The 21,589-nt window shown below is 54.6% G+C and carries 13 protein-coding genes; 5 read left to right on the plus strand and 8 right to left on the minus strand.

Annotated features, from left to right (window positions below; all coding sequences use genetic code 11):
* Window positions 1–7 precede the first annotated feature (7 nt).
* Both AC2FGC_RS21035 and AC2FGC_RS21040 read right to left on the minus strand, forming a co-directional pair.
* Window positions 8–1,468 carry an aldehyde dehydrogenase gene (locus tag AC2FGC_RS21035; RefSeq protein WP_496783353.1) on the minus strand — a complete coding sequence of 487 codons (1,461 nt, stop codon included), beginning with the start codon at window positions 1,466–1,468 and terminating at the stop codon, window positions 8–10.
* A complete protein-coding gene (locus AC2FGC_RS21040) occupies window positions 1,469–2,491 on the minus strand; it encodes a succinylglutamate desuccinylase/aspartoacylase family protein (RefSeq protein WP_496783355.1) in 1,023 nt (340 codons plus the stop codon).
* Between the two features lie 130 nt (window positions 2,492–2,621).
* Here AC2FGC_RS21040 and AC2FGC_RS21045 point away from each other — a divergent pair, with 130 nt between their 5' ends.
* From AC2FGC_RS21045 to AC2FGC_RS21055, 3 genes are read left to right on the plus strand one after another with little or no spacing between them, the layout of a single operon-like run.
* Window positions 2,622–3,716, plus strand: a complete 1,095-nt coding sequence (locus tag AC2FGC_RS21045; protein WP_496725710.1) for a pyridoxal phosphate-dependent aminotransferase — start codon at window positions 2,622–2,624, stop codon at window positions 3,714–3,716.
* The gene (locus AC2FGC_RS21050; protein WP_496725709.1) at window positions 3,716–4,264 is read left to right on the plus strand and encodes a decarboxylase; all 549 of its coding nucleotides are present in this window, start codon (window positions 3,716–3,718) and stop codon (window positions 4,262–4,264) included. The genes AC2FGC_RS21045 and AC2FGC_RS21050 overlap by 1 nt, the downstream gene beginning before the upstream one ends.
* On the plus strand, window positions 4,261–4,833 hold the full coding sequence (locus AC2FGC_RS21055) for a thiamine pyrophosphate-dependent enzyme (RefSeq protein WP_496783357.1): 573 nt from the start codon (window positions 4,261–4,263) through the stop codon (window positions 4,831–4,833). The genes AC2FGC_RS21050 and AC2FGC_RS21055 overlap by 4 nt, the downstream gene beginning before the upstream one ends.
* On the opposite strand, the gene AC2FGC_RS21060 is transcribed toward AC2FGC_RS21055, so the two are convergent.
* The 6 genes from AC2FGC_RS21060 to AC2FGC_RS21085 all read right to left on the minus strand — a co-directional run bounded on the left by AC2FGC_RS21060 (window position 4,820) and on the right by AC2FGC_RS21085 (window position 18,464).
* A complete protein-coding gene (locus tag AC2FGC_RS21060; RefSeq protein ID WP_496725707.1) occupies window positions 4,820–5,710 on the minus strand; it encodes a LysR substrate-binding domain-containing protein in 891 nt (296 codons plus the stop codon). The two genes, AC2FGC_RS21055 and AC2FGC_RS21060, sit on opposite strands and share 14 nt — an antisense overlap.
* A 119-nt stretch (window positions 5,711–5,829) precedes the next feature.
* Complete coding sequence (locus AC2FGC_RS21065; protein ID WP_496725706.1) at window positions 5,830–6,408, minus strand: helix-turn-helix domain-containing protein; 579 nt, start codon at window positions 6,406–6,408, stop codon at window positions 5,830–5,832.
* A gap of 1,149 nt (window positions 6,409–7,557) precedes the next feature.
* Complete coding sequence (locus AC2FGC_RS21070; RefSeq protein ID WP_496725705.1) at window positions 7,558–8,583, minus strand: adenylate/guanylate cyclase domain-containing protein; 1,026 nt, start codon at window positions 8,581–8,583, stop codon at window positions 7,558–7,560.
* Window positions 8,576–8,917 carry an Hpt domain-containing protein gene (locus tag AC2FGC_RS21075; RefSeq protein ID WP_109310482.1) on the minus strand — a complete coding sequence of 114 codons (342 nt, stop codon included), beginning with the start codon at window positions 8,915–8,917 and terminating at the stop codon, window positions 8,576–8,578. The genes AC2FGC_RS21070 and AC2FGC_RS21075 overlap by 8 nt, the downstream gene beginning before the upstream one ends.
* Window positions 8,918–8,920: 3 nt before the next feature.
* Window positions 8,921–16,312 carry a GAF domain-containing protein gene (locus AC2FGC_RS21080; protein WP_496783358.1) on the minus strand — a complete coding sequence of 2,464 codons (7,392 nt, stop codon included), beginning with the start codon at window positions 16,310–16,312 and terminating at the stop codon, window positions 8,921–8,923.
* A gap of 694 nt (window positions 16,313–17,006) precedes the next feature.
* Window positions 17,007–18,464, minus strand: coding sequence for a pyridoxal phosphate-dependent decarboxylase family protein (locus AC2FGC_RS21085; protein ID WP_496783360.1), 1,458 nt, complete (start codon window positions 18,462–18,464; stop codon window positions 17,007–17,009).
* A gap of 631 nt (window positions 18,465–19,095) precedes the next feature.
* Here AC2FGC_RS21085 and AC2FGC_RS21090 point away from each other — a divergent pair.
* Window positions 19,096–20,043, plus strand: a complete 948-nt coding sequence (locus tag AC2FGC_RS21090) for an ornithine cyclodeaminase family protein (RefSeq protein ID WP_496783362.1) — start codon at window positions 19,096–19,098, stop codon at window positions 20,041–20,043.
* Between the two features lie 448 nt (window positions 20,044–20,491).
* The gene (locus tag AC2FGC_RS21095; protein WP_496783364.1) at window positions 20,492–21,385 is read left to right on the plus strand and encodes a helix-turn-helix domain-containing protein; all 894 of its coding nucleotides are present in this window, start codon (window positions 20,492–20,494) and stop codon (window positions 21,383–21,385) included.
* Window positions 21,386–21,589: the final 204 nt, after the last annotated feature.

The following is a 21,589-nucleotide window of genomic DNA, read 5'->3' on the forward strand; positions in this document are numbered from 1 at the left end:
TCGGTGGTCAGGGAAACGGATCGGGCACCGGCGTGGTGCCGGTCCAGATCGATTTGACCTGACAGAAATCCCTTATGGCGTCCGGGCCCAATTCACGCCCGTAGCCTGACAGTTTGATCCCACCAATGGGGCAGGCAGGGTCAACGCTGCGATAATGGTTGATGTAAACAGTGCCCGCCTCGATTGCCTCGGCTACCCGCGCGCCCTTGTCGGCATCGGTGGTCCAGACACCGGCAGCCAGCCCGTAGTCGCTGTCATTGGCCAGCGCGATGGCTTCGTATTCGGTGGTGAAAGAGGTGACGGCCAGAACCGGTCCGAACACTTCTTCACGCCAGAGCTGCATGCCGGGCGTCACATCGTCGAAAACCGTTGGTCCGATATAGAACCCATTCCGGCCTGCAGTTGTGGCGGTGCCGTTCAATAAGCAAATCGCACCGTCGGCTTTGGCGCGTTCGATCATTGCCGTAACCTTTTGCAGATGCGGTTCATTGGCCAGCGGTGCGACCTGAGTATCCGGGTCCATCGGATCCCCCATCTGCAATGCGCGGGCGCGGTCGATCAGGCGGGATAACAGCCTGTCCTTCAGCACGGCCTCAACGATCAGCCGCGATCCGGCGACGCAAGTCTGGCCATTTGACAGGAAGATGCCGGACAGAATTCCGTTGACCGCATTGTCCATGTCACAATCGGCAAACGCCACTTGCGGAGATTTTCCGCCCAGTTCCAGCACCGCCGGGATTACACCGGCTGAGGCAGCCTCAGCCACTTTTCGTCCGCCAAAGTCCGAACCGGTAAAGGTGACCTTGCGTGTTAGAGGGTGGCGGACCAGTGCTTCGCCGACCTCATGACCGAGTCCGGTGACAACGTTGAGCACCCCGGGCGGTAGTCCCGCCTCATGTGCCAGCCGTGCGAATTCCAAGGTCGAGGCCGAAGCCATTTCCGAGGGCTTCACTACAACCGTATTGCCAGCTGCCAGTGCCGGGGCCAGTTTCCATGCAAGGATCATCAGCGGAGAATTCCAGGGCGTGATGGCGACCACGACGCCATAGGGCCTAAAGTGGCCCACGCTATGCACGCCGGGGATGGAATTGGCCTGAGGTTCGGGCTGCAGCTTGCGTGCCTCTGTCGCAAAAAATCGAAACCAGCTGTGCAGCCCGGCAAACTGCCCGCGCACCTCAGTAATGCGTTTTCCGTTGTCGCGAATTTCGGGTGTGACAAGGTCTTCCCACCGGGTTTCCAGCATGTCAGCTAAACGGTCAAGCATATCCGCCCGTTCTGTCGGCCCAGCTTTGGCCCATGGCCCGCTGCGGAAGGCCTGGTCGGCGTCCCGGATGGCTATGTCGGCGGTCTGTGCGTCGCTACGGGCGATCATGCTCCACACCTGACCGGTGGCGGGGTCGATACTGGCCAGGGTTTCACCGTCCCAATCGACAATGGCACCGGAAATGAACGGTGAATAGGTTTTCATTCAACTTTCCTCGGACAGAGGTTGAGCCACCAATGCCAACAGATCGCCACGGCGCACCATGCCACGATTGCCATGAGCCAGAACGTGCCCGGCTGTGGGAAATTTAAGTCCGACAGCCGAGCGTTCCGGTTCGGCGGGGAAATGCAGCGTGCCTGCCAGATCGCCTCGTTTAACCTGTTGTCCTGCGGAGCAGCGTCGGTCGAACAGTCCATCTGCGGGTGCATGGACCGAATGCGATGGATCGGCGATTTCGATACATTGCGTCGGAACAGGGTCCGGAGCACCGCCGGGCAAGATACCTAAATGCTTCAGACAGCGTTTAAGCCCGGCTTCGGCAAGGTCCGCGGCATGCGGATCGACACCACCTCCGCCGCTGAGTTCAGCCGCGATCATCGGGACACCAACACGCGCGGCCGCGGCATTCACACTTCGGTTGTCGTTATGGGCGCCTAGCACCCAGATCAGAGGCAACCCGAAAGCGCGTGCCAGTTCCATGTTGGAAGCAGTCAGGTCCGTGTCATTCCCCCGCGCTGCCAAGGCGCAGGGCTCGAATACAGACGCCTTGCCACCCGAGTGCAAGTCAATAGCGGCATCCACGCGCGGCAGCAGTATAGTCTCAACATAATGCGCCAGCATCGCTGTCGGACCTCCATTCGCGGCGCCAGGAAAAGCCCGGTTCAGGTTTTGCCCATCCAATGGCGAAACCCGCGATGAAGCCAGAAACGCGGGGGCGTTCAAGGCCGGGATCAGGATCACCTGTCCGGTCAGGTCAGATGGGTTCAGCTGGGCCGCTAGCCGCAGGATCGCAGCGGGTCCTTCGAATTCGTCTCCATGAGTGCCGCCCAAAATTAGAACAGAAGGTCCGGGTTTCCCACGTAAGCTGATGACCGGGATCGGGTGGTATCCCAACGGTACGGCATTGTCGGACCATTTCAGCATCAGATCACCGGACTGTCGACCTGGCGCATCCAGATCGATGGTCAGGTGAAGCCTGCTGGGTTGGGGTGAAAGCGTATCGGTCATCCAGGTTCTTTTGCTGAGTCACAGTCTTAATAACATAATTTTTTTGAAAGTGAATTGCTTAAACCACGACTCTATGTGATATATGGTGAAAATTGCCATTACCGCCCTCTGGCGGTGCCGGAGGAGTTGGATGGGCATTACCCTCGCAAAATCAGGAATAGGCAGGATCAAACCTCATATGGTTGGTGGAGTATCTGCTGACGTTCCACCGCCTGCGATTCTTTTGAACTCGAATGAAAGCGTGTTTGGTCCCAGCCCGTCTGCCCGCGCTGCTGCTTGTGCGGCAATCAGCAATGTCGAGCGTTATTTGGAAAACCCTGACGATATCCTGGCCCCGGCGATTGCTGCGCAGTACGGGTTGGATGCGGCCCGGATCACCACCGGACAGGGATCGGACGATCTGCTGGCTCGTCTGGCCCGCGCCTACCTAGGGCAGGGCACCGAGCTGATCCGCAGCGCCAATGGCTATCTCAAGGTGCCCAACTATGCTTTTGCCAACGATGCCGAGGTGGTGTCGGTGGCGGATGACGCATTCAAACCTTCGGTCGACCGGATGATCGATGCGTTGACCGAACGAACCCGGATCGTCTACCTCGCCAATCCGGAGAACCCGGCAGGCACCTATCTGAACGGCGCAGAGCTGCGGCGCCTGCATGCCGCGTTACCGGAAAACGTTCTGCTGATCATCGATGCTGCCTATGAGGAATATGTCGATGCGGCGGATTATGAGCCCGCGCATAAGTTGGTAGAGGCTGCCAAAAACGTGGTCATGTGCCGGACGTTTTCCAAGATATTCGGGCTGGCTGGGGCGCGTGTTGGTTGGATGTACGGGTCCAGCGATGTGGTGGACAATGTACGCCGGATCGGCCTGACCTTCCCGGTGGCGTCCTCTTCGGTCGCAGGGGCTGTTGCGGCGCTGGAAGACACGGCACATACCTGTTTCGTGCGAGAGACCAATTTGAACAACCGGGCCTGGATTAGCGCCGCGTTAGTGGAAATGGGTCTGCATGTTGTCCCAAGTCAGGCCAACTTCGTGCTGGTTCATTTTCCGAACCCCGGAAAATCTGCCGAAGCAGCCGATCTTTTCCTGCGCGGACAGGGGACTGCTGTACGCCGGTTCGCCTCACCCGCCTACCGTGATTATATTCGCATCACCATTGGTCACAGGCATGAACTGCAAGCGGCACGGGATGGGCTCGCCGCATTTCTGGACGGAGGTACCTGATGGTTGCGTCCCCCCTACCGACCGAATGTACGCCGCAGGTCAAGCATCCGTCCGGTGCGGCTATCATCGCTGCTATCAAGGCGGCGGGTGTCGGCGAAATCGTAGCATTGCCAGATATCGTTACCAGTGACGGGCTGCTCTGGCCGATCTCGCGAGATCCCGAATTTCGCCTGACCCGTATCTGCAAGGAGGATGAGGGCGTCAGCATCTGCGGGGCGATGTCCTATAACGGCACGCGCGCGATCCTGATGATGCAGCAAACAGGGCTGATGGATTCATTGAATGCGATCCGGGCCATTGGCGTCGATTATGAACTGCCGGTCGTTATGATGGTCGGTCTGCAGGGTAAGGAGCCACATATTCACCCCGACCAATCTGCCTCTTACGGGGTGCGGATTGTTCGGCCAGTGTTGGATGCGATGGAACTGTCACATTCCCTGATCGAATGGCCAGGGCACGAGGCTCATATCCCGCAGGCGATTGAAGCGGCATATGCAACTTCAAGACCCCATATTTTCCTGATCGGCCGAGCACCGGAGGCATCATGACCATGCACCGCGACGCAGCGCTTAAGGCCCTGATCCCTCATATCCTCGAGGACGATATTGTTGTTGCCGTGTATCAGAGCTGTTTCGACTGGCTTGCCTTGAACCCGCGCTACCTTAATTACGTGGCCGTCGGGGCGATGGGGCAGGCGTCGTCCCATGGTCTGGGTCTGGCGCTGGCCAACCCTGACAGGCGGGTCATCGTTCTGGATGGCGATGGCAGCCTGCTGATGAATCTTGGGACATTGGTGACGATTGCCAATGCAGGGGTGACGAACCTCTATCATTTTCTGTCGGCTAACCGGGTCTATGAAGTGAACGGGTCGCATCCCCTGCCTGGTGCGGATAGGGTTGATTTCGCCGCCATGGCCTGGGCCGCCGGGTATGCCAGTGTGCAGCGCTTTACGGAGCTGGATCAGTTTTCAGCTGCGGTGCCTCAGGTTCTGTCATCCACCGGCCCGCAATTCGTCTCGATGGAACTGACGGCAGGTGCCCCTTACCCTCGGGACTACGCCTATATTCACAGCGCGCAGGCGCGAGCCAGTTTTCGCGAGGCGCTTAATCGTCGCTGATCTGCGATTGCACGATCTTCAAAAAGGACTGTCCCACAGCAGACAGGGGTTTGTTCCTGGACCAGAACAGGACTGCGCGAAACGTCAGAGGCGCCGCAAAAGGCAGCGCGACACAATCGGGAATGGTTTTGAGATAATCCAGACTTGCTCCGACAACCGAAACTCCTAGACCGCGCGCGACCAGACGGCACACCGCGTCGGTGGTGCGGGTCTCATACTGCATCTGACGTGAGATGCCTTTGGCCTCAAAAAACTGGTCAATCTCAAACCGGAAGCGCGACGATGGCATATATGAGATGAAGTTCTTACCCGCCAGGTCCTGCGCCTGAACTATGGTTTTCTCTGCCAGAGGATGGCCGGTTGGAACGACGCAACAGACGTCGCTGTTCCGGATAACCAGACTGTCAAAGGATGGGTTGGCGGGTTGGGTTGTCGTGATCCCGAAATCGTAATTCTGCGAAACCATCCATTCGACGGCATCATCGCTGGGCGCGATTTCCATTCGGGCCATGGCTTTTGGCCAAGTGGCAGAAAACTCCTGAAGCAGATCCGGAGCTAGCTGAGAAGACACCCCCGGGGTGATCACCAGGTTAAGCCGCGCGTGACCGAACTTTCCAATGGCTGTGGCGGATTCCTTTATGTGCTCCATGCCGCTGACGGCCTGCCGAACTTCTTCCACGAGCAGACGTGCCTCATCCGTTGGTACCAGAACCCGGCCCGAGCGCTGAAACAGCTGAAAACCGACTTCGGCCTCGAAATCCGAGAGCAGGCGGCTGACCGCGGGTTGTGAGATTCCCAGCATCGCTGCTGCCTCAGTTACAGTTCCGGTGGAGACGACGGTTCGAAATGCATCAACCTGTTTGAACGTAATTTTCATGGGGGCTCAGTGCCTGATTGGGATATGCGGTCGGATAATTCATAGTTTCACATAATACAAGAATATGAAACGGTCCGGATAGGTTATACGACCTGAGGGTGCCAAATCACGGTCTGAATTTACTGCGGGCGAGTTGATACCGTGATGAATTCGATCTCATCCGACACGATCTTGCAAAACCCGTGACGCAGCTTGGCATCGAAGCTTAGGGTATCGCCAGTTGCCATAACAAAATCCTCGGTGCCACACCTGTATATAGCGTCGCCCATTATCATGTAGAGAAAAACACTGCCTTCGTGCTGGTAACTGGGCAAGGTCCCAGATTGGTCCTTTGAAATGGTGATACGGGCAGATTGAAACAGACCTCCCGGCCCGCCATGTTTACCAAGTAAAAGGTAGTTATGCACGTGGCCCTGCGTAATACGCCGGGACATGAGACCTTCGCCTGCTTTGACGTGATGTACGTCGGCCGAAACTTCGGTGTCCGCAAACAGGGCCATCAGAGGAACATCCATCGCGTCCGCCAAAGCCTGTAGCGTGCCAAGAGACGGAGAGACGCTACCGTTCTCAATACGGCTGATCATCGAGGTCGAGACCTGCGATGTTGTCGCCAGCTCAGAGAGGATCAGATTGCGTTCCTGCCGTAACCTTTGCAATGTTTGCCCGACTTCACGCTCGATATCTCTTTGTTTGATCACGGATTTCAGTGCCGATACTGCTGTTGTTGCTTAGAAGATTGTTTGCTTTAGTTGTGTCAGTTTTTTGCATTCAGTCAATTGGTCTTTGTCAGGTTATTGAAGGCCGTTCAGCAGATTAACGATACACCATTCTGAAATTACCTGACTTGTCCCGCAGAGTTGATCCTCCGTTTCCTTACTATTGGGGTGGACCATTTCAGTGGAGGAGGATCAGACGGCAAGGGTACATTGAACCCCCACGCGTATGATAAACCCGTCATGACAAGGCTTTAGGACGTGACTGAAGACGCGACAGGGTTAAGCTGGGAGCTCTAGACCAACCGGGTACGATACGGTTGCTGATGCTATGCCTCAAGAGCAGAAATTAGTGCGCGCGTAACATCTGGAAGAACGAGTTCCTGTGAGGCATTGGCCTCTGTGTCGATGAATGGCCGGTATGCATATTGGGTCAGAATTACTTGACGTTTGGGTCAGAATTGAATGACGCGATTTACCGATTTATTGAGGTTTTGGTTGTCAATTGAGCCAAATATTCGTGATGTTCTACATTTACTATGTGGCGACAAATAGTTTTGCTTTTTGCGACAGAAATTTTCCTTTGCGCCGCATAGCTTTGCCTTCTGCCAATTGGTTGCGTTGAGCATGTTTCCCCATAAAAACTGGTTTTGAGCGAAGCCCTTGAGGGCGCTCGTCTCCAAAACCTGCTCCCAGCGAGGGTTGGGTGTAGCAAGTGCAAAACAATTCGACAGGGTGGTGCGCCCACAGGCGTTCGCCGAGGACACGGCCCTGTCTAATTGTATTGCGGGCGCGGGGGGCGACGTCCCCTAGTTCTGCTGTATTGCAGGTCGGGCGGAAACCGGTCGTTCGCTGCGGTGCAAAGAAAATGCTACACTACTCCAAATCAGTCATTGAATCGGACAGACTGCTCAAAAGACCCGGATGATAGTGATCTATCAAAGTTCGCTTCATCTGTTCTCCTCGCATCGAATAAAGCCCGATTTTTGTCTGTGGCAATAGGCCCATTGCCGGGCGTAAAAACAATCGACCCGTTTTCGCGAATCCAAATTGAGTGGCTGCGACGGCGGGGAGTTTAGTAGTAAGCGATCTTACAGGAAATGATATCGGAGAAACGATACTCGTGTCGGAAGATCACAAAGCGTGAATGTCGACTGGATCGGAGAAGCCCTTGATCTGGGTCCCGCCAAATGTCTCCTGAATATCGACCCCGTCGAGCAGATCCAGGGTCTCTTGATCAACCAAAATCCGGCTTCCTGTGTTCTGGGTTTCCGCTTCCAATCGGGCTGCGAGATTTACCGCGGATCCGATACAGGTATAGGTCGCCCGGTTGTCAGTGCCGGCATAGCCCGCGACGACTTCGCCTGTGGCGATACCGATCCCGATCCTGAGACTCCGTTCTCCATCCGCGAGCCGGTCATGATTCAGCATCTCTATCATGCTATGCATTTCATGCCCCGCAGCTACCGCGCTTTGCGCGGTATTGTTCAGAGGTTGTGGAACACCGAAGAGAGCCATCAACCCGTCACCAAGCATCAGGCTGACAATGCCGCCATTGCTGGTCACCGCCTCGAACATCAACGTGTAGAAGGTGTTGAGCAGATCAATTGTTGCCTCGGGCGCGAGGTTTTCCGAAAGGGCTGTGAAACCGCGAATGTCGCAAAAAAGAACCGATGCGTTTGCACGTTTGCCACCGATGGCAAAGCCAGACTCTTGCAGGTCTTGCGCAACTTCGGAGGTCGCGAAACGTTCGAGCAGGCGTCTTTGTTCGTCCCGCAATCGCTTCTTTTCGAGGCCGCTGGAGACGCGGGCGCTGAGAAGCGTCTTGTTCACCGGCTTGGGCAAGTAGTCTTCTGCGCCTAACTCGATGCAGCGCACAATATTGTCGAGCCCTTCGACAGAGGAGGTCACAATCACCGGCAATTCGCGCAGGTCGGGGTCCGCATTGATTGCCTCCAGAACCTGAAACCCGTCCATTTCCGGCATTTCGATATCGAGTAGAAGCAGGTCATAAGACTGACTCGACAACATCTCCATCGCGACGAGGCCGTTTTCCGCGACAGAGGCTTTGTGCCCCAACAATTCAACATTGCGAGACAGGAGTAGCCGATTGACTTTGTTGTCATCAACGATGAGGAGATGGCCGCGTGTATCAGTCATTGTTCAGGGTCCGCAGGGCCGCAGCAGCTTTGGCGAAAGCGGCCTCCAGAGCTTTCGCATCTGTAAGGTCACCAGTCGCTGGTATGTCCCCGAGCTCGATTTTTCTGGCCAACTCGGCCAGTGCAGTCGCACCAAAGGTGTTTGCATTCGACTTAATGGAATGAGCCGCGCGGCGATATCCATCAGCGTCAGACGCGTCGGCAGCCGCTTTCAATTCGGCGATCATGCCAGGGGCTTCGTCGAGGAAGGTGTTCACAAGCTCGGCGGCAAATTCGTCGCCTGTCGCGTCCTTGAGTTCAGCGAAGATATCAAGATCAATTGGACCGTTTGTCATGGATTACTTGCTTTTCCTAGGAACATTCAAAAGGGCTTCGATAAGAATAGGCAGGCGGATCGGTTTGGCGATGTAGTCGTCCATCCCGGCATCTAAACACATCTCGCGGTCGCCTTGCATGGCGTTAGCGGTCATGGCGACTATACGCGGTCGGTCTTCTCCGGGAAAATCTTGGTTTATGCAGCGTGAGGCTTCGAGCCCATCCATTTCGGGCATCTGCACGTCCATCAATACGACATCGTATGCTTGCCGGTTCACGCTTTCGACCGCCTCAGCGCCGTTGCTGGCCAGATCAGCGCGATAGCCCATCTGTTCAAGCAGGCGAAGCGCAAGTTTCTGGTTCACCAAATTATCCTCAGCCAACAGAATACGCAGAGGGTGGCGTTTTGCCATCTCTGGATCGGTCTGGGGTTTGTCTACGGGCTTGGCCGGCTTCACTGGGGTATCTTCGGTTGAAAACAACGTGACCAGAGTGTCAAAGAGATGCGACTGACGCAGCGGCTTGGTGAGGTTGGCAGCAAAGAGGCCGTCTTCGAGGTCAATGTCGCGCGGACCAAGAGAACTAAAGAGGATCAGCGGCAAGTCCGGATGCTTGGCCCGAATTTTCCGGGCAAGTTCCTCACCATCCATTTCTGGCATGTGCATGTCGAGAATTGCCAGATCGAACTTTTGAGCCTTCTCGAGTGTGGCCAGCGCATCGGACGGGGTTTCGCAGGTAGTGGTTTTAGTGCCCCATTTCTCGGTCTGGAGCGACAAGATTTTTCGGTTGGTGGCGTTATCATCCACCATAAGAATGCGCTTGCCTTCAAGCTCGGACTGAATGCCTACCAGATCGCGCGACGACGATTTGACCAGTTTGGAAGGTTTGGTCTGGATTGTAAACGTAAAGGTCGAACCGTGCCCCTCGCCGTCACTTCGTGCCCACATGGTGCCGCCCATGAGTTCCGCAAGACGTTTGGAAATCGCCAGACCAAGACCGGTGCCGCCATATTTGCGAGTTGTTGAGCTGTCTGCCTGACTGAAGGACTGGAACAGACGGCTCATTCCTTTTTCGCTCAGGCCAATACCTGTGTCGCGGACTTTGAAAGTTAGCTCAAGCGATCCTCGTTTCTCGGTGGTTTGTTCAACAGATAAAACCACTTCCCCGCTTTCGGTAAACTTCACGGCGTTTGAAAGCAGGTTCAGCAGGATCTGTCGCAACCGGGTCAGGTCAGCACTGATCGCAAGGGGCAGAGCGTCGTCAAATTCATAGGCCAGATCGAGCTGCTTTTCGGCGGCCTTGCCGCTGATCAGATCTAGCGCGCTTTCGATACATTCACGCAGGTCAAACGGATGGTTCTCGATGTCCATCTGCCCGGCTTCGATTTTCGAAAAATCGAGAATTTCGTTGATGATGCCAAGCAGCGCGTCGCCACTGTCGCGGATCGTGTTGGCATAATCGCTTTGCTCGGCATCTAACTCGGTATCCATCAGGAGCCCACTCATCCCGATAACGGCATTCATCGGTGTACGGATTTCGTGGGACATGGTGGCGAGGAACGCGCTCTTCGCTTCGTTAGCAGACTCGGCCACCTCACGGGCCTTTTCGGCCTCGCGGAAAAGGCGCACGTTCTCAATGGCAATAACAGACTGATCCGCAAAAGACTCAGCCATAGCAATATCGTCGTCCGAAAACGGTATTTTTGATTTCCTGATGAAATAGAGTCCGCCCAAACACTTGTCTCCGCGCATTAACGGTATGCCAAGAAAAGCTTCAAATCCGTTTTCTTCGTGAAGCTTCTTGGCCAACCGCGGTAAGCCCTGTGACGTCAAATCGTGTACATGCATGGTTTTCCCGGACAGTAACACGGACGACAGAAAATTATCCTTCGGGTCCAACGGGTGTCGGGTTTGTCCGAAATCACGTAATAGGCCTTTTGGCGTCGCCAAAGCCACTTGCCACCAGAAACTGTCATCTGACAAAGCGGCGCCTGCCATGTCGCATGAAACAAGCCGTGTCGCGGAATTTACAATCGCCTCAAAAACAGGTGTGGTATCTGAAGGCGATTGGCTGATCACCCGCAGTACATCAGCACTGGCAGTCTGTCGCGCTAAGGAAGCCTGAGTTTCATTGAACAGACGCACGTTTTCCAGCGCGATGATAGCCTGATCCGCGAAAGATTCGGCAATGGCTACTTCGTCATCACTGAAAGCCTTCGACGTTCTCCGAATAAAGACGAGAGTGCCGAAACATTCTTTCCCTCGCATCAAGGGTACCATCAAGAACGACTTGAATCCTTGTCGCTCAACGATTTCCGTGTCCCGCGGAGATAGTTCATCAAAGCGCGTTTCATCCAATTGCAGCGTCTTGCCGCTCTGGATGACGCGGGATGGCAGGTTGTCGTCGGGATCAATTGGCAGGCGCTCAGTCCAAGTGATTTCCTCTAAACCATCCGGAGTTGCGGCCGCCACTTGCCAGTATTCAGTTTTGTTAGCCTGCATGGCAATCGACAAGTCGCAATCGATGAGAGCTGTCGCCAGTCCGACAATCTTCTCAAAAACCGGTTTGGTATCTGTCGGGGATTCCGAGATCACTCTGAGAACATCCGCACTTGCCGTTTGGCGAGAGAGTGCGACTTGCGTATCGTTGAACAATTTAGAGTTTTGAATCGCTATGATCGCCTGCGAGGCAAAAGTCTCCATCTGCTTGATTTGCTTGTCCTCAAAGGCGGCTTTATTTCGGCTGCCCATACTGATGACACCAATCGTGTCACCGTCGCGTATCAAAGGTACAGAGAGAACCGACCTGTATCCTTGCAAGTTGGACCTAAGGACCGGATCATAGTTAGGGTCCGCTTGAGTATCCTCAACGTAGTCGGCGCGCCCATATAAAAGCGCCCGGGCGGTCGCCGACGTTTCGCCCGGTTCAAATGGATGCGACTCGAGGAATTTGGCAAAACTCTCTGTGAGATTGTGCCCGGCAAAGAAATGGAATTTTCCGTCCTCGGGTTTCTTTAGCGCCACAAAAGCATCCTGTAGGCGGCAGATGCGCGACGAAACCGCTACCAACGCTTCCAAAACCGGCTCTAAAGCGTCAGGGGAACGGGAAATAACCTCGAGCACTTCGGATGTCGCCTTCTGATACCCCAGTGCCTCTTCAACTTCTGCAGTGCGGGCCTGCACTTCTTTGAACAGTCGCGTATTGTTGATGGCGATCACGGCCTGAGACGCGAAGGTTTCCAGCAGGCTGACTTGTTTGTCGCTAAACGCAGCTGCCTGCCGATGCGCCATAACAATAACGCCAACGGTTACGCCATTGCTGACCAAAGGGACACCAAGAGTAGTAAGATAGTCCCCGATCTCAGCCGCTTTTTTCCATGTGTAAGTCGGATCTCTACGGGTGTCTTTTATATAGACCGTCTTGCCTTGCAGAGCCGTGCGCCCGATGCAAGACCCCTCTTCTGGCGCGATAGGGTTGTCGGACAGGAATTTGAGAAAAGCATCACTCACATTGTGGGACATGGCCACGCGGTATAGGCCATCGTCAGCATCCTTCATTGCAAAGAACGCGTATTCCGGTGAACAGATACGCGACGAGACCTCCAGGATCGCGTCCAAAACCGGTGGAAGATCGTTCGGTGAGCGCGAGATGACGTCGAGCACTTCGGACGTCGCCGTCTGATACTTCAGCGCCTCCTCGACTTCAGCAGTGCGTTCCTGAGTTTCCCGGAATAGCCGTGCGTTCTCGATGGCGATGCTGGCTTGATTGGCAAAACCCTGAACGAGCTCGACGCTGTTTTGTTGCGGCGGTCCGGCCTCGGCCCAACCGACAATTATGACGCCCCAAATCCGCGCCTCTGCCCGGATCGGTACGGCCATCAAGCGCCGATACCCAGCCTTTCGGGCAAGCTCTGGACTGAAATACTCGGGCCCCCGCGCATCCGCTAGATGCTGGACTTCGCCGCTTTCAACGACCAATGGAGCCAGATGACCCTTGGAAGCTTCCAAGGGATAATCCGAAGTCAGTGCCTTCAAAGTAGTCTGCGGAAACCCGTATTGTGCGCAGAAATGATAGAGATTGCCGTCAAAGCGTTCGAGGACGCAGAACTGCGCTCCACAAAGTTCAGCGGATTTTTGCACGACAAGGTCAAACACAGGCTGGATGTCGGAAGAAGCTTCGTTGATCAGTTGCAAGATTTCAGCACTGGAACGTTCGCGCACCAATGCGTCTTCAACTTCGGTCGTACGCGCCCGTACTTCCTCGAAGAGTTGAGTGTTATTGATGGCAATCAACGCTTGCGAGGCGAACGTCTCCAACAGAGATATCTGTTTTGAATCGAATGGTGCGACTTTGTCGTGGCAGAGCACGATCACACCGACCACAACCTTATCCTTGACCAAAGGGACACCCAGAAGCGAGCGATACTTGCCAATACGCGCGGCTTCCTTCCAGGCGTATTCGTCAGCTTCAGTGTCCTCGTAGTAGACTGTTTTGCCGCGTGAAGCTGTTTGGCCAATACCGCTTCCATGACCTGCCGGCACTGGGTGTGCTTTCATGAACTTCATGAAATCACTGTCAAAGTCGAGCATGATGTCAGTATGGTAAAGGTTGTCTTGCGGATTCAGGATCGAGATCGCAGCATATTTTGGCTCGCAGATCCGGCCGGCGACTCTCAGTATCTCTTTCAGCACCGGCTCCAGCTCATTCGGAGATCGCGAAATCACCGACAATACGTCTGACGTGGCGGTCTGATACTCCAGCGCCTGCGTGACTTCTTCTGTCCGCTCCTCCAACTCGTGGAAAAGGTTTGCGTTGGTAATCGCGATAACCGCCTGATCCGCAAAAGTTTCCAGCAGTTTGATCTGTTTGGCGGAAAAACCCGAGACCATTGGCGCCCCAAGAGAGATAACGCCTACGACTTCGCCGTTTTTGACAAGCGGAAGTCCAAGCAATGATTTGTAATCACCCACGCCGCTTTCTTCCAACCAGGTGTAGGTGTCGTCCGCTTCGACATCTTCGACATAGCTTGTGCGTTTCGACAGGATCGCACGCCCGCTTACACCGTTCTCCGCTGGTGAAATCGGGTGAGCTTTGACGTACTCTGCAAAGGCCGTGTCTTGTGTGAGCGTCGAGTGCACATGAAAAAGCCCATCGTCCGGGTCGAGCATTGCGACATAGGCATCCTGCAATTCGCAGATGCGCGACGCTTCTTTAAGAATGGCGTCCAGAACGGGCGACAGTTGATTGGGAGACGCTGAGATCACACGCAGCACTTCGGATGTTGAAGTCTGATACTCCAAGGCTTGCGTGACTTCCGCCGTACGGTCCTGCACCTCTCGGAACTGGCGTACGTTATCCATTGCGATCACGGCTTGGGCCGCAAAGGTTTGGACCAGAGCGACATCATCATCCGAAAATGGCGAAACTTCACGGCGATAGAGAACGATCACCCCAAGACCGGTGTCGTCTTTCATCAACGGCACCGCAAGGACCGAGCGAGCACCTTCAATCTCAACCATCTGAACCCGTTTTGGGTCACGGTCCCGGTAGTATAGTGGATCATCGGCGATATCGTCTTGGCGGATAACTTGACCATCGATCATTGGTCTGATCGCAACCAGTTCAGTGCGCGTTAATGGCTCTACGAAATCTTTGAGCGCTTCATCAAAATCAGTTCTCGCACCGATATTGGCTGGAATCGTTGCGTGCCCTTGTTCGTGGTCAGCGACACACAAGAAGGCCAGCGGTGCTTTGCACAAACGGCTTGCGTTCTCGAGAATGCTATAAAAGACCGGTTTGTCGTCATCGCGGCTGCGGCTGATGACTTCGAGTATTTCACGCGACGCTTCTTCCCGTTCAAGTCGTTCCTGAACTTCACGAAACTGGCGCGTGTTTTCGATGGCAATGACTGCATGTTTGGCGAATTCTTCAATCAACTGCACGTCAGGGTCAGCAAATGGCCGCACCTCCCGGCGGCTAACTGCGATGGCTCCGATGGCCTGATCTCCTTGCATCAGGGGGACTGTAACGCGTGACCGAATGCCTTCGATCTCAACCATCATGGCAGCTGTAGGATGGCCCGAGCGATAAAAATCCGTGTCGGTCAAATCATCGATGCGACCAACCTTACCTGTTCGTATCGCAGTGGCTATTGGAATCGATTCGTCCAACTGCCACTCGTCTCCAACATCAAATTCGGTTCTCTGATGCCCCCAATTCGCCGCCAACCGCCCGTGGGTCCCTGCTGCGTTAATCAAAATAAGGACCGCCTGATCTGCATCACATACCCTGGTGGCCTGCTGAAGCACTGAATCAAAGACGCGCGCATCGTCATCACGGCTTTGGCTAATGACCGTTAGAATTTTCTGTGTTGCCGCCTGACGCTCCAACTGCGTATGCAGTTCATTCAATTGTCGCGTGTTATCCAAGGCGATCACGGCTTGGGCGGCGAAGCCCTCAACCAGAGAGATCTCGTCGTTTGTAAATGCGCGAACCTCACGTCGGTAAATCCCGATGACGCCCACGGGCGTGCCATCTGCCGACATTAGTGGGACCGTCAGAAATGACCGGACACCTTCTTCGTCTACAAGTTGACGGCGCCATGGGTCGCCTTTGATATACTGGTCAGTCAGGCGCAAATCTACATTGTGAATAACGCGTGCCTCGCGAACGGACTCCGCAATCTGGAGATGTGAGTCCAGTGACCAACGATCTACGCCAACCTCGTAGGTCGCCAACTGATCACCGAAATGGGCCGCATATTCGAGGTGGGTTCCTGCCTCATTCAAAAGGCTCAATGTGGCGACATCCGTTTCGCAAAGCCGGGCTGTGTTTTCCAGGATCGTCTGGAACACCGGCGTCTCATCTTCCCGCGATCGGCTAATTGTCTCGAGAACTTTACGCGTGGCGCCTTCGCGTGCCAGACGGATCTGCAATTCGCGAAATTGGCGAACATTCTCAATGGCGATTACCGCTTGGGCGGCAAAGTTTTCGACGAGCTTGACCTGATCGTCGGTATAGGGCCGGACCTCGTCTCGCGCCAACATCAAGCATCCGATTGCACCGCCATCCACCTTTAGAGGAACAAACAGATTGCTGCGGCACCCATGCTTGTCGACAATCAGCTTGAACCGCTCATCGCCGGATTTGTGGAAATCAGTGTCTCCCATATCCACAACGCGTTTGGTCTCGCCGCTGAGGATTGTTTCAGTCACCAGAGAATTGCCCGGCTCCATCGTGTATTTGCCGTCGCGCCAAAGCTGCTGAATGTCAGGGTGCAGGTTAACACTGGCCACGAGCCGCTGAAGTGTGTCGCCTTCCTGTCCAAGAACCAGACCAGCAAAAATAGCGTCGCAAAGGTCTTTGGCAAGCTCAACAATCAGATCGCAAACCGGCTGAACGTCGTCCTTGGTCACAGAGATCGCCTGCATCACCTGAGCGGTGGCTTCAAACCGCGCCTGTTGATCAGCTGCGCTTAACTCCGAACTTGGCGCAGATGATGGCGCGGGGCTTATCGAGGTCCCTGATGCCTTTTTGTCGCCCAACTGCGCCCAAACTCCCACGTCAATTCTGACTAACAACTGTCCGGAGTTTAGAGAGCATGTTATAGAAGTCACTGGAATTCTTTACCGATGATGCCCTTTGCATTCATGCACGCGAGCACGGCCCACTTAGCTCGGATCATCCGGCTGGTCAGCGCGATGAATCAACAGTGTAGTGCCAAGGCGCTGGATAGACTTGTAGGCCTTACTGTTCTGGCACTCCATATGCGCCTCGAAAACGTCAGGACGTTCGATCTCTGAAGCGCTCCACCGAGCGTCATTGCTTAAACCCAGACTTCTGTTGGCGAAAGGCAGCATGTGCTGGACACGCAAGCCCCTGTGAACTCTCTGGGAAGATGCACTGCGAAGTGTACTGCTCGCTTAAAAGGACGGCAGGCATGTTCCCATCTCGGCCATCGAAGCAAAGGAAATGTTGCAAATGTCGGAACGGCCGCTTTCAAGAAGCTGATTAGTTAATCATGATTCAAGCTCAATGTCCGGTTTGGGCCGGTAGGTCTGGGCCAAAAAACGACGTTTACAAACGCCTTAACAGTTATCAATAAGCGCGTTAGGCGGGCTGTTCCGATAGGATTTCTTCCGCGATCTGAAGCACATCGCGGAGGAACCGGTCTATGTCCTCGCGTTGGGTGCGGTGGTTGTTGAACGCACAGCGAAGCCCATGTTTGCCTTTCACCGTTGTGTCCGAAGGCATAGCGAGCCCGCGCTCCTGAATCCGAAGCATGATTTCGGTGTTAAGTGCTTTGGCTGCGTTTTCGTCTGCCGCTAGATGCCGGAAACACACAATGTTGAGCTCGACAGGAGCGACAAGTTCCAGAAGCGGATGCGCCTCTACTTGCGCGGCCATGTAGCGCCCAAAGCCTATGTCTTGCGCAATGAGCCGCCCGAACTTCGTCGTACCCTGTTCCTTGAAAGCCATCCAGATTTTCAACGCGCGAAAGCTGCGGCTAAGATCCAGACCGTAGTCAGCGAGGAACTTCCCGGCAATCATTCCGCGCTCCTGGAGTTGCAGGTAGGGGCCGTGCATCTCGAATGTTCTGAAATGCGCATCGGGGTCCTTGATCAATACAGCGCCAGCGTCAAAGGGAGTGTGCAGCCATTTGTGGGGATCAATGGAAACGGAGCCGGCGCGTTCGATCCCGGCGACCAGATGGGCGTGGTCGGGGGCAAGACGCAATACACCGCCAATGCACCCATCAACGTGGAACCACAGGTCCTCACGCTCACACAGCGTGGCGATCGCGGTCAGATCGTCAATCGCACCGGTGTTTGTCGTTCCAGCCGTTCCAATCACGCAAACAGGTTGCATCCCGTTCGCGCGATCTTGCTTGATTGCCTCTTCCAGCGCATCGAGCCGTATTCTTTGGTAGTCATCGCTCGCGATCTCTACCAGCGCCTTGGCGCCGAGGCCCAGCGTCTCCAACGCCTTCTGGTGGCAACTATGGGCCTGATCGGAGGCGTAAAACCTAATTGGCTTATCCAGCGCGGCAATACCATCCTGGCGAACGTCATATCCGGCGGTGACATTGCGGATCACGGTATGCGCCACAAGATTTGCCATTGAACCGCTGCTGGTTAGAGTGCCGCTCGCACACTTGGGAAACCCCGCAATTTCCTTTAGCCAATCGACAACTTGCTGTTCGACCTGCGCCGCTCCTGTGTTGCCACCCCCAAGATTGCTGCCCTCTATGGCCGCAAGAAAATCACCCAAAGCGCCGGTGAAGTTGCTGGCACCCATATACCACCCCCAGAAACGTGGATGGATATTGCCCATGGGATATGCGCGCACGGTCGCCCGATATTCATCGTAGACCTGCTCCAGAGACGAGGGATGTTCCGGCAAACCAGACTGGAACGTGGTATGGACATCGTCGGTCATAGGTCTCCAAACAGGACGCTCTCGCACCTGTTTCAGATGCTCGATGGCCTCATCGACCATCCTGTGGGCGAGCGCGCGGCTGGCCTCCCAATCGTCCGGATCAAGAGTTAATCTATTGGATTTCACCATCAACAGCGTCCCTTTTGTTTAGAGAAAAAAGGTGCGCGATAAACGTATTCAGTGCAACCGTTCTACGGCCTTGTTGAATCTCCAACAGATGGATATTTCTGTTGGGGCGATGGCGGATCGGAAGGCCTTTGCGTGCGCCTCTTTTTGATTGGCGAAACAGCTTTGTTGTCCGCAGAGCTACCACCCGATCATGGAAGATGCTGCACTTGCGCCTACGTCCACTTCTAGGAACGATGCAATGCAGTGATGGAGGCATCGACGACCGTCGGCTTTGGGCCGTGCTTGAGGTCATCAAAATGGTGGCCAGGGGCCTTGCAGCGCTATCTCTGATGACGGCTTTGGAACCCTGAGCTGCCGTAATCACACTTCGATCTTTTGCAAGTGCGGCACGTCGCGATCCGCGCATTCCGGACGTTTAGAACGAGTTGGCAGGAAGCAGGTGAGCGGAGGAACACAGACGTTCGGCTGAGTTCATATGTGAGAAAAAATGAAGACGAATTTCGTTTCTGCGCCTTGCGTCGGGCGATTGAAAGTAACCGCTTAATTGCTTCTGCAAAGGTAAACCGATGGCGAGAACAGCGGAAAATAATGTACTTTGTCAGAAAGCCAATTTGCTGATGTGAGGAACGTCGTGACCTCTGAGAACGCGCTAATTTATCTGTCTGACAAGGATCTCGGGGGTTTGGGCATCCAAACTTCTGAAGTTGCCGATGCCATCGAATCCGCCCTAGTAGCCAAAGTAGAAGGAAAGCTTCGCGCTTCTCCGAAAACAGTCATCTTGCCCGGCGACGGGCGCTACGCAATGTCTACCTTAGCAATGGGAGATGATGGTTTCATCGTGACCAAGCAGGTCACAGTGTGTCCGGAAAATCCGGCAAGTGGTCTTCCCGCGATTAACGGTGCAATCATGGTTATGGATGCGCAAACCGGACTACTTCGCGCGGTCTTGGGAGCGAATTGGATTACAGCAGTCAGAACAGCGGCTCTGTCAGTGGTGGCGGCGCGTAGGCTTGCTGACCCTCATGCCGAGACCGTGGCTTTTGTGGGCGCGGGTGTGCAAGCGCACGCCCATCTTGCTGCGTTTTCAGATCTATTTCCCTTGAAACGAATCCGCGTGTTCGGGCGAGGTAAGGAGAATGCCGACAAGCTTTGTCGTTATGCACGAAGCCTGGGACTGGACGCTGAATCATGCACCAGTGCAAAAGGCGCCCTGAATGATGCAGATCTGATAGTGACATCGGTAACTTTGGACTACTCAATCGAACCCTTTTTGGACGGCCGATGGCTGAAACCGACTGCCTTTGCGGCGATAACGGATGTCTGCATTCCGTGGATTCCAGCAGGTATGGCTGCTTTCGAAATGGTAATTGTCGACGACCGGCTACAGGAATTGGAAAGCGACAAGCCGATGTTGCCATATAAGAAAATTGCTGGCGATTTGGCGGAATTGGTCACCGGTAAAGTCGACATTCGCCTGCGCAACAAACCGGCCGCTTTTGCATTCAGAGGGATTTCATTGGGGGATTATGCTGCTTCGGTTCTCGCGGTTCGCCGGGCCTCCGAAATGCCCGTGAAGTGATACCAAAGACATAAATATGCACTTTGAAATAAAAGTTGAAAGGCTCGCTTTGGGCGGTCGTTCTCAGCAATCTGACTTGTACAGCAAATTCACATTTTGTGCCTTTGATCTAGTAGTCAAGATCTCTCATAAACCGGTGGCGACGCATCGGGGAAACAGGCCAATCGCGTTTCATTCGCTTTGAACAGCGGATGTCACGTCTCCGACGACTCCGGGTTTCAGGGGCGGATGCAAACCCAAAAAAAATTGCGTCGAGCGTACCGGGTGACTGACATATGCGACGTGACATTGCAGGTTCCTTTTGTGTATGTGTCAAGCTTGGCTCGTCTCAGGGAACTCGGCCACGGACGTGATCCGCCTGAACCCGTAAGTCATCCATAAGTCGCTTGGGCAATCACCCAATTTTAGGCATATTGATAAGCAGCGGCACGACCATTTCGGAGACAACATGACCGCCCCTTCGTCCATCTTCGCCGACAAGCTTCGAAGCCATCGAGCTCGCAACGGTATCGACGGCCGCATGTCACAGGAACAATTGGCTGCTTTGCTGGGATTAAGTGTAGATGCGGTCAGCAAATATGAGCGATCACTGTCGTACATCCGAGGTGACCTGGAGCACCTTTTAGTAGAAAAACTCGGATGGACGCGGGATGAAGTTGTGGCTTGCCGCGAGGATTGGGAAAGCCGTTCGAGTGGAACGCATGCGTCCTACCGGGTTCTTCGCGAACATGAAGTGGCGCTGGAATACGGATCTATCGAGTTTGCCGATGCCGCCGTTCAGGCCTTGGAACTCGAAGGTGCTCATGAGTTTCCCGACGGGTTTTCCGCCTGCGACCCCATCTGGGCGGAGATCTTAAAGGATGGGGCGATGTCCGGCGTATATGTCATGATTGGAGATGAGTTGGCCGCTCATATCTCGCTTATTTTCCTGGATGAAGACTTGGAAACCAAGTTCCGTGAGTGCCGGCTGGTTGAAGCTGAATTTAGTCTGGAATCCCTTCGACGCCCGGTTCTTCCTGGCGACTATTTCGGCTATTGCGCCGGCGTCTACATCGCGCAGGGGCATCAAAATTCTGCGCTTCATCTGCTAAATGGGTTTGTGAAAGTACTCGAAGATCTCGTGATAAGGGAAGTCTATCTAAAAGATCTAGCCGCCATCGCCGCAAGCCCAATAGGGCATCAGCTGTGCAAGGATCTGAGTTTCCAATTCATCGGCCCACACGTTGACGCTACAGGTCTCGAATTCTGGCACCTCGCCGGGGAAAACATACTCTATTCTCTCTTTGCTCGACGCAGCCCTATGCTCAAGAAGGCATATGCTGACCGTTTCGAAAGTACTTAACTACCGTCTGACAATTTATCGTATCGATAAAGTCCAGCTCAACGGTTCAACCCTAGGTGTTTCGTGAAACAGCATTTTGTGAAACGCTACGTTGATGTGGCCAAAAAACCGAATGTCCGGTTCGGGCTGACTGCGTGCGTGGGTCGCCGTAGGCCCAATGTCAGGTTGTTCGCGGTCCAGACTTCGTTTGGCCTTCCTGCTTTG

It is taken from the genome of Ruegeria sp. CDSC054 (assembly GCF_059610645.1).

Excerpts from the sequence above, each read along its gene's own strand:
- AC2FGC_RS21045 (WP_496725710.1), top strand. The coding sequence starts at position 2,622 with ATGGGCATTACCCTCGCAAAATCAGGAATAGGCAGGATCAAACCTCAT.
- AC2FGC_RS21050 (WP_496725709.1), top strand. The coding sequence starts at position 3,716 with ATGGTTGCGTCCCCCCTACCGACCGAATGTACGCCGCAGGTCAAGCAT.
- AC2FGC_RS21070 (WP_496725705.1), bottom strand. The coding sequence starts at position 8,583 with ATGACTGATACACGCGGCCATCTCCTCATCGTTGATGACAACAAAGTC.
- AC2FGC_RS21075 (WP_109310482.1), bottom strand. The coding sequence starts at position 8,917 with ATGACAAACGGTCCAATTGATCTTGATATCTTCGCTGAACTCAAGGAC.
- AC2FGC_RS21040 (WP_496783355.1), bottom strand. The coding sequence starts at position 2,491 with ATGACCGATACGCTTTCACCCCAACCCAGCAGGCTTCACCTGACCATC.
- AC2FGC_RS21055 (WP_496783357.1), top strand. The coding sequence starts at position 4,261 with ATGACCATGCACCGCGACGCAGCGCTTAAGGCCCTGATCCCTCATATC.
- AC2FGC_RS21095 (WP_496783364.1), top strand. The coding sequence starts at position 20,492 with ATGACCGCCCCTTCGTCCATCTTCGCCGACAAGCTTCGAAGCCATCGA.
- AC2FGC_RS21060 (WP_496725707.1), bottom strand. The coding sequence starts at position 5,710 with ATGAAAATTACGTTCAAACAGGTTGATGCATTTCGAACCGTCGTCTCC.
- AC2FGC_RS21035 (WP_496783353.1), bottom strand. The coding sequence starts at position 1,468 with ATGAAAACCTATTCACCGTTCATTTCCGGTGCCATTGTCGATTGGGAC.
- AC2FGC_RS21085 (WP_496783360.1), bottom strand. The coding sequence starts at position 18,464 with ATGGTGAAATCCAATAGATTAACTCTTGATCCGGACGATTGGGAGGCC.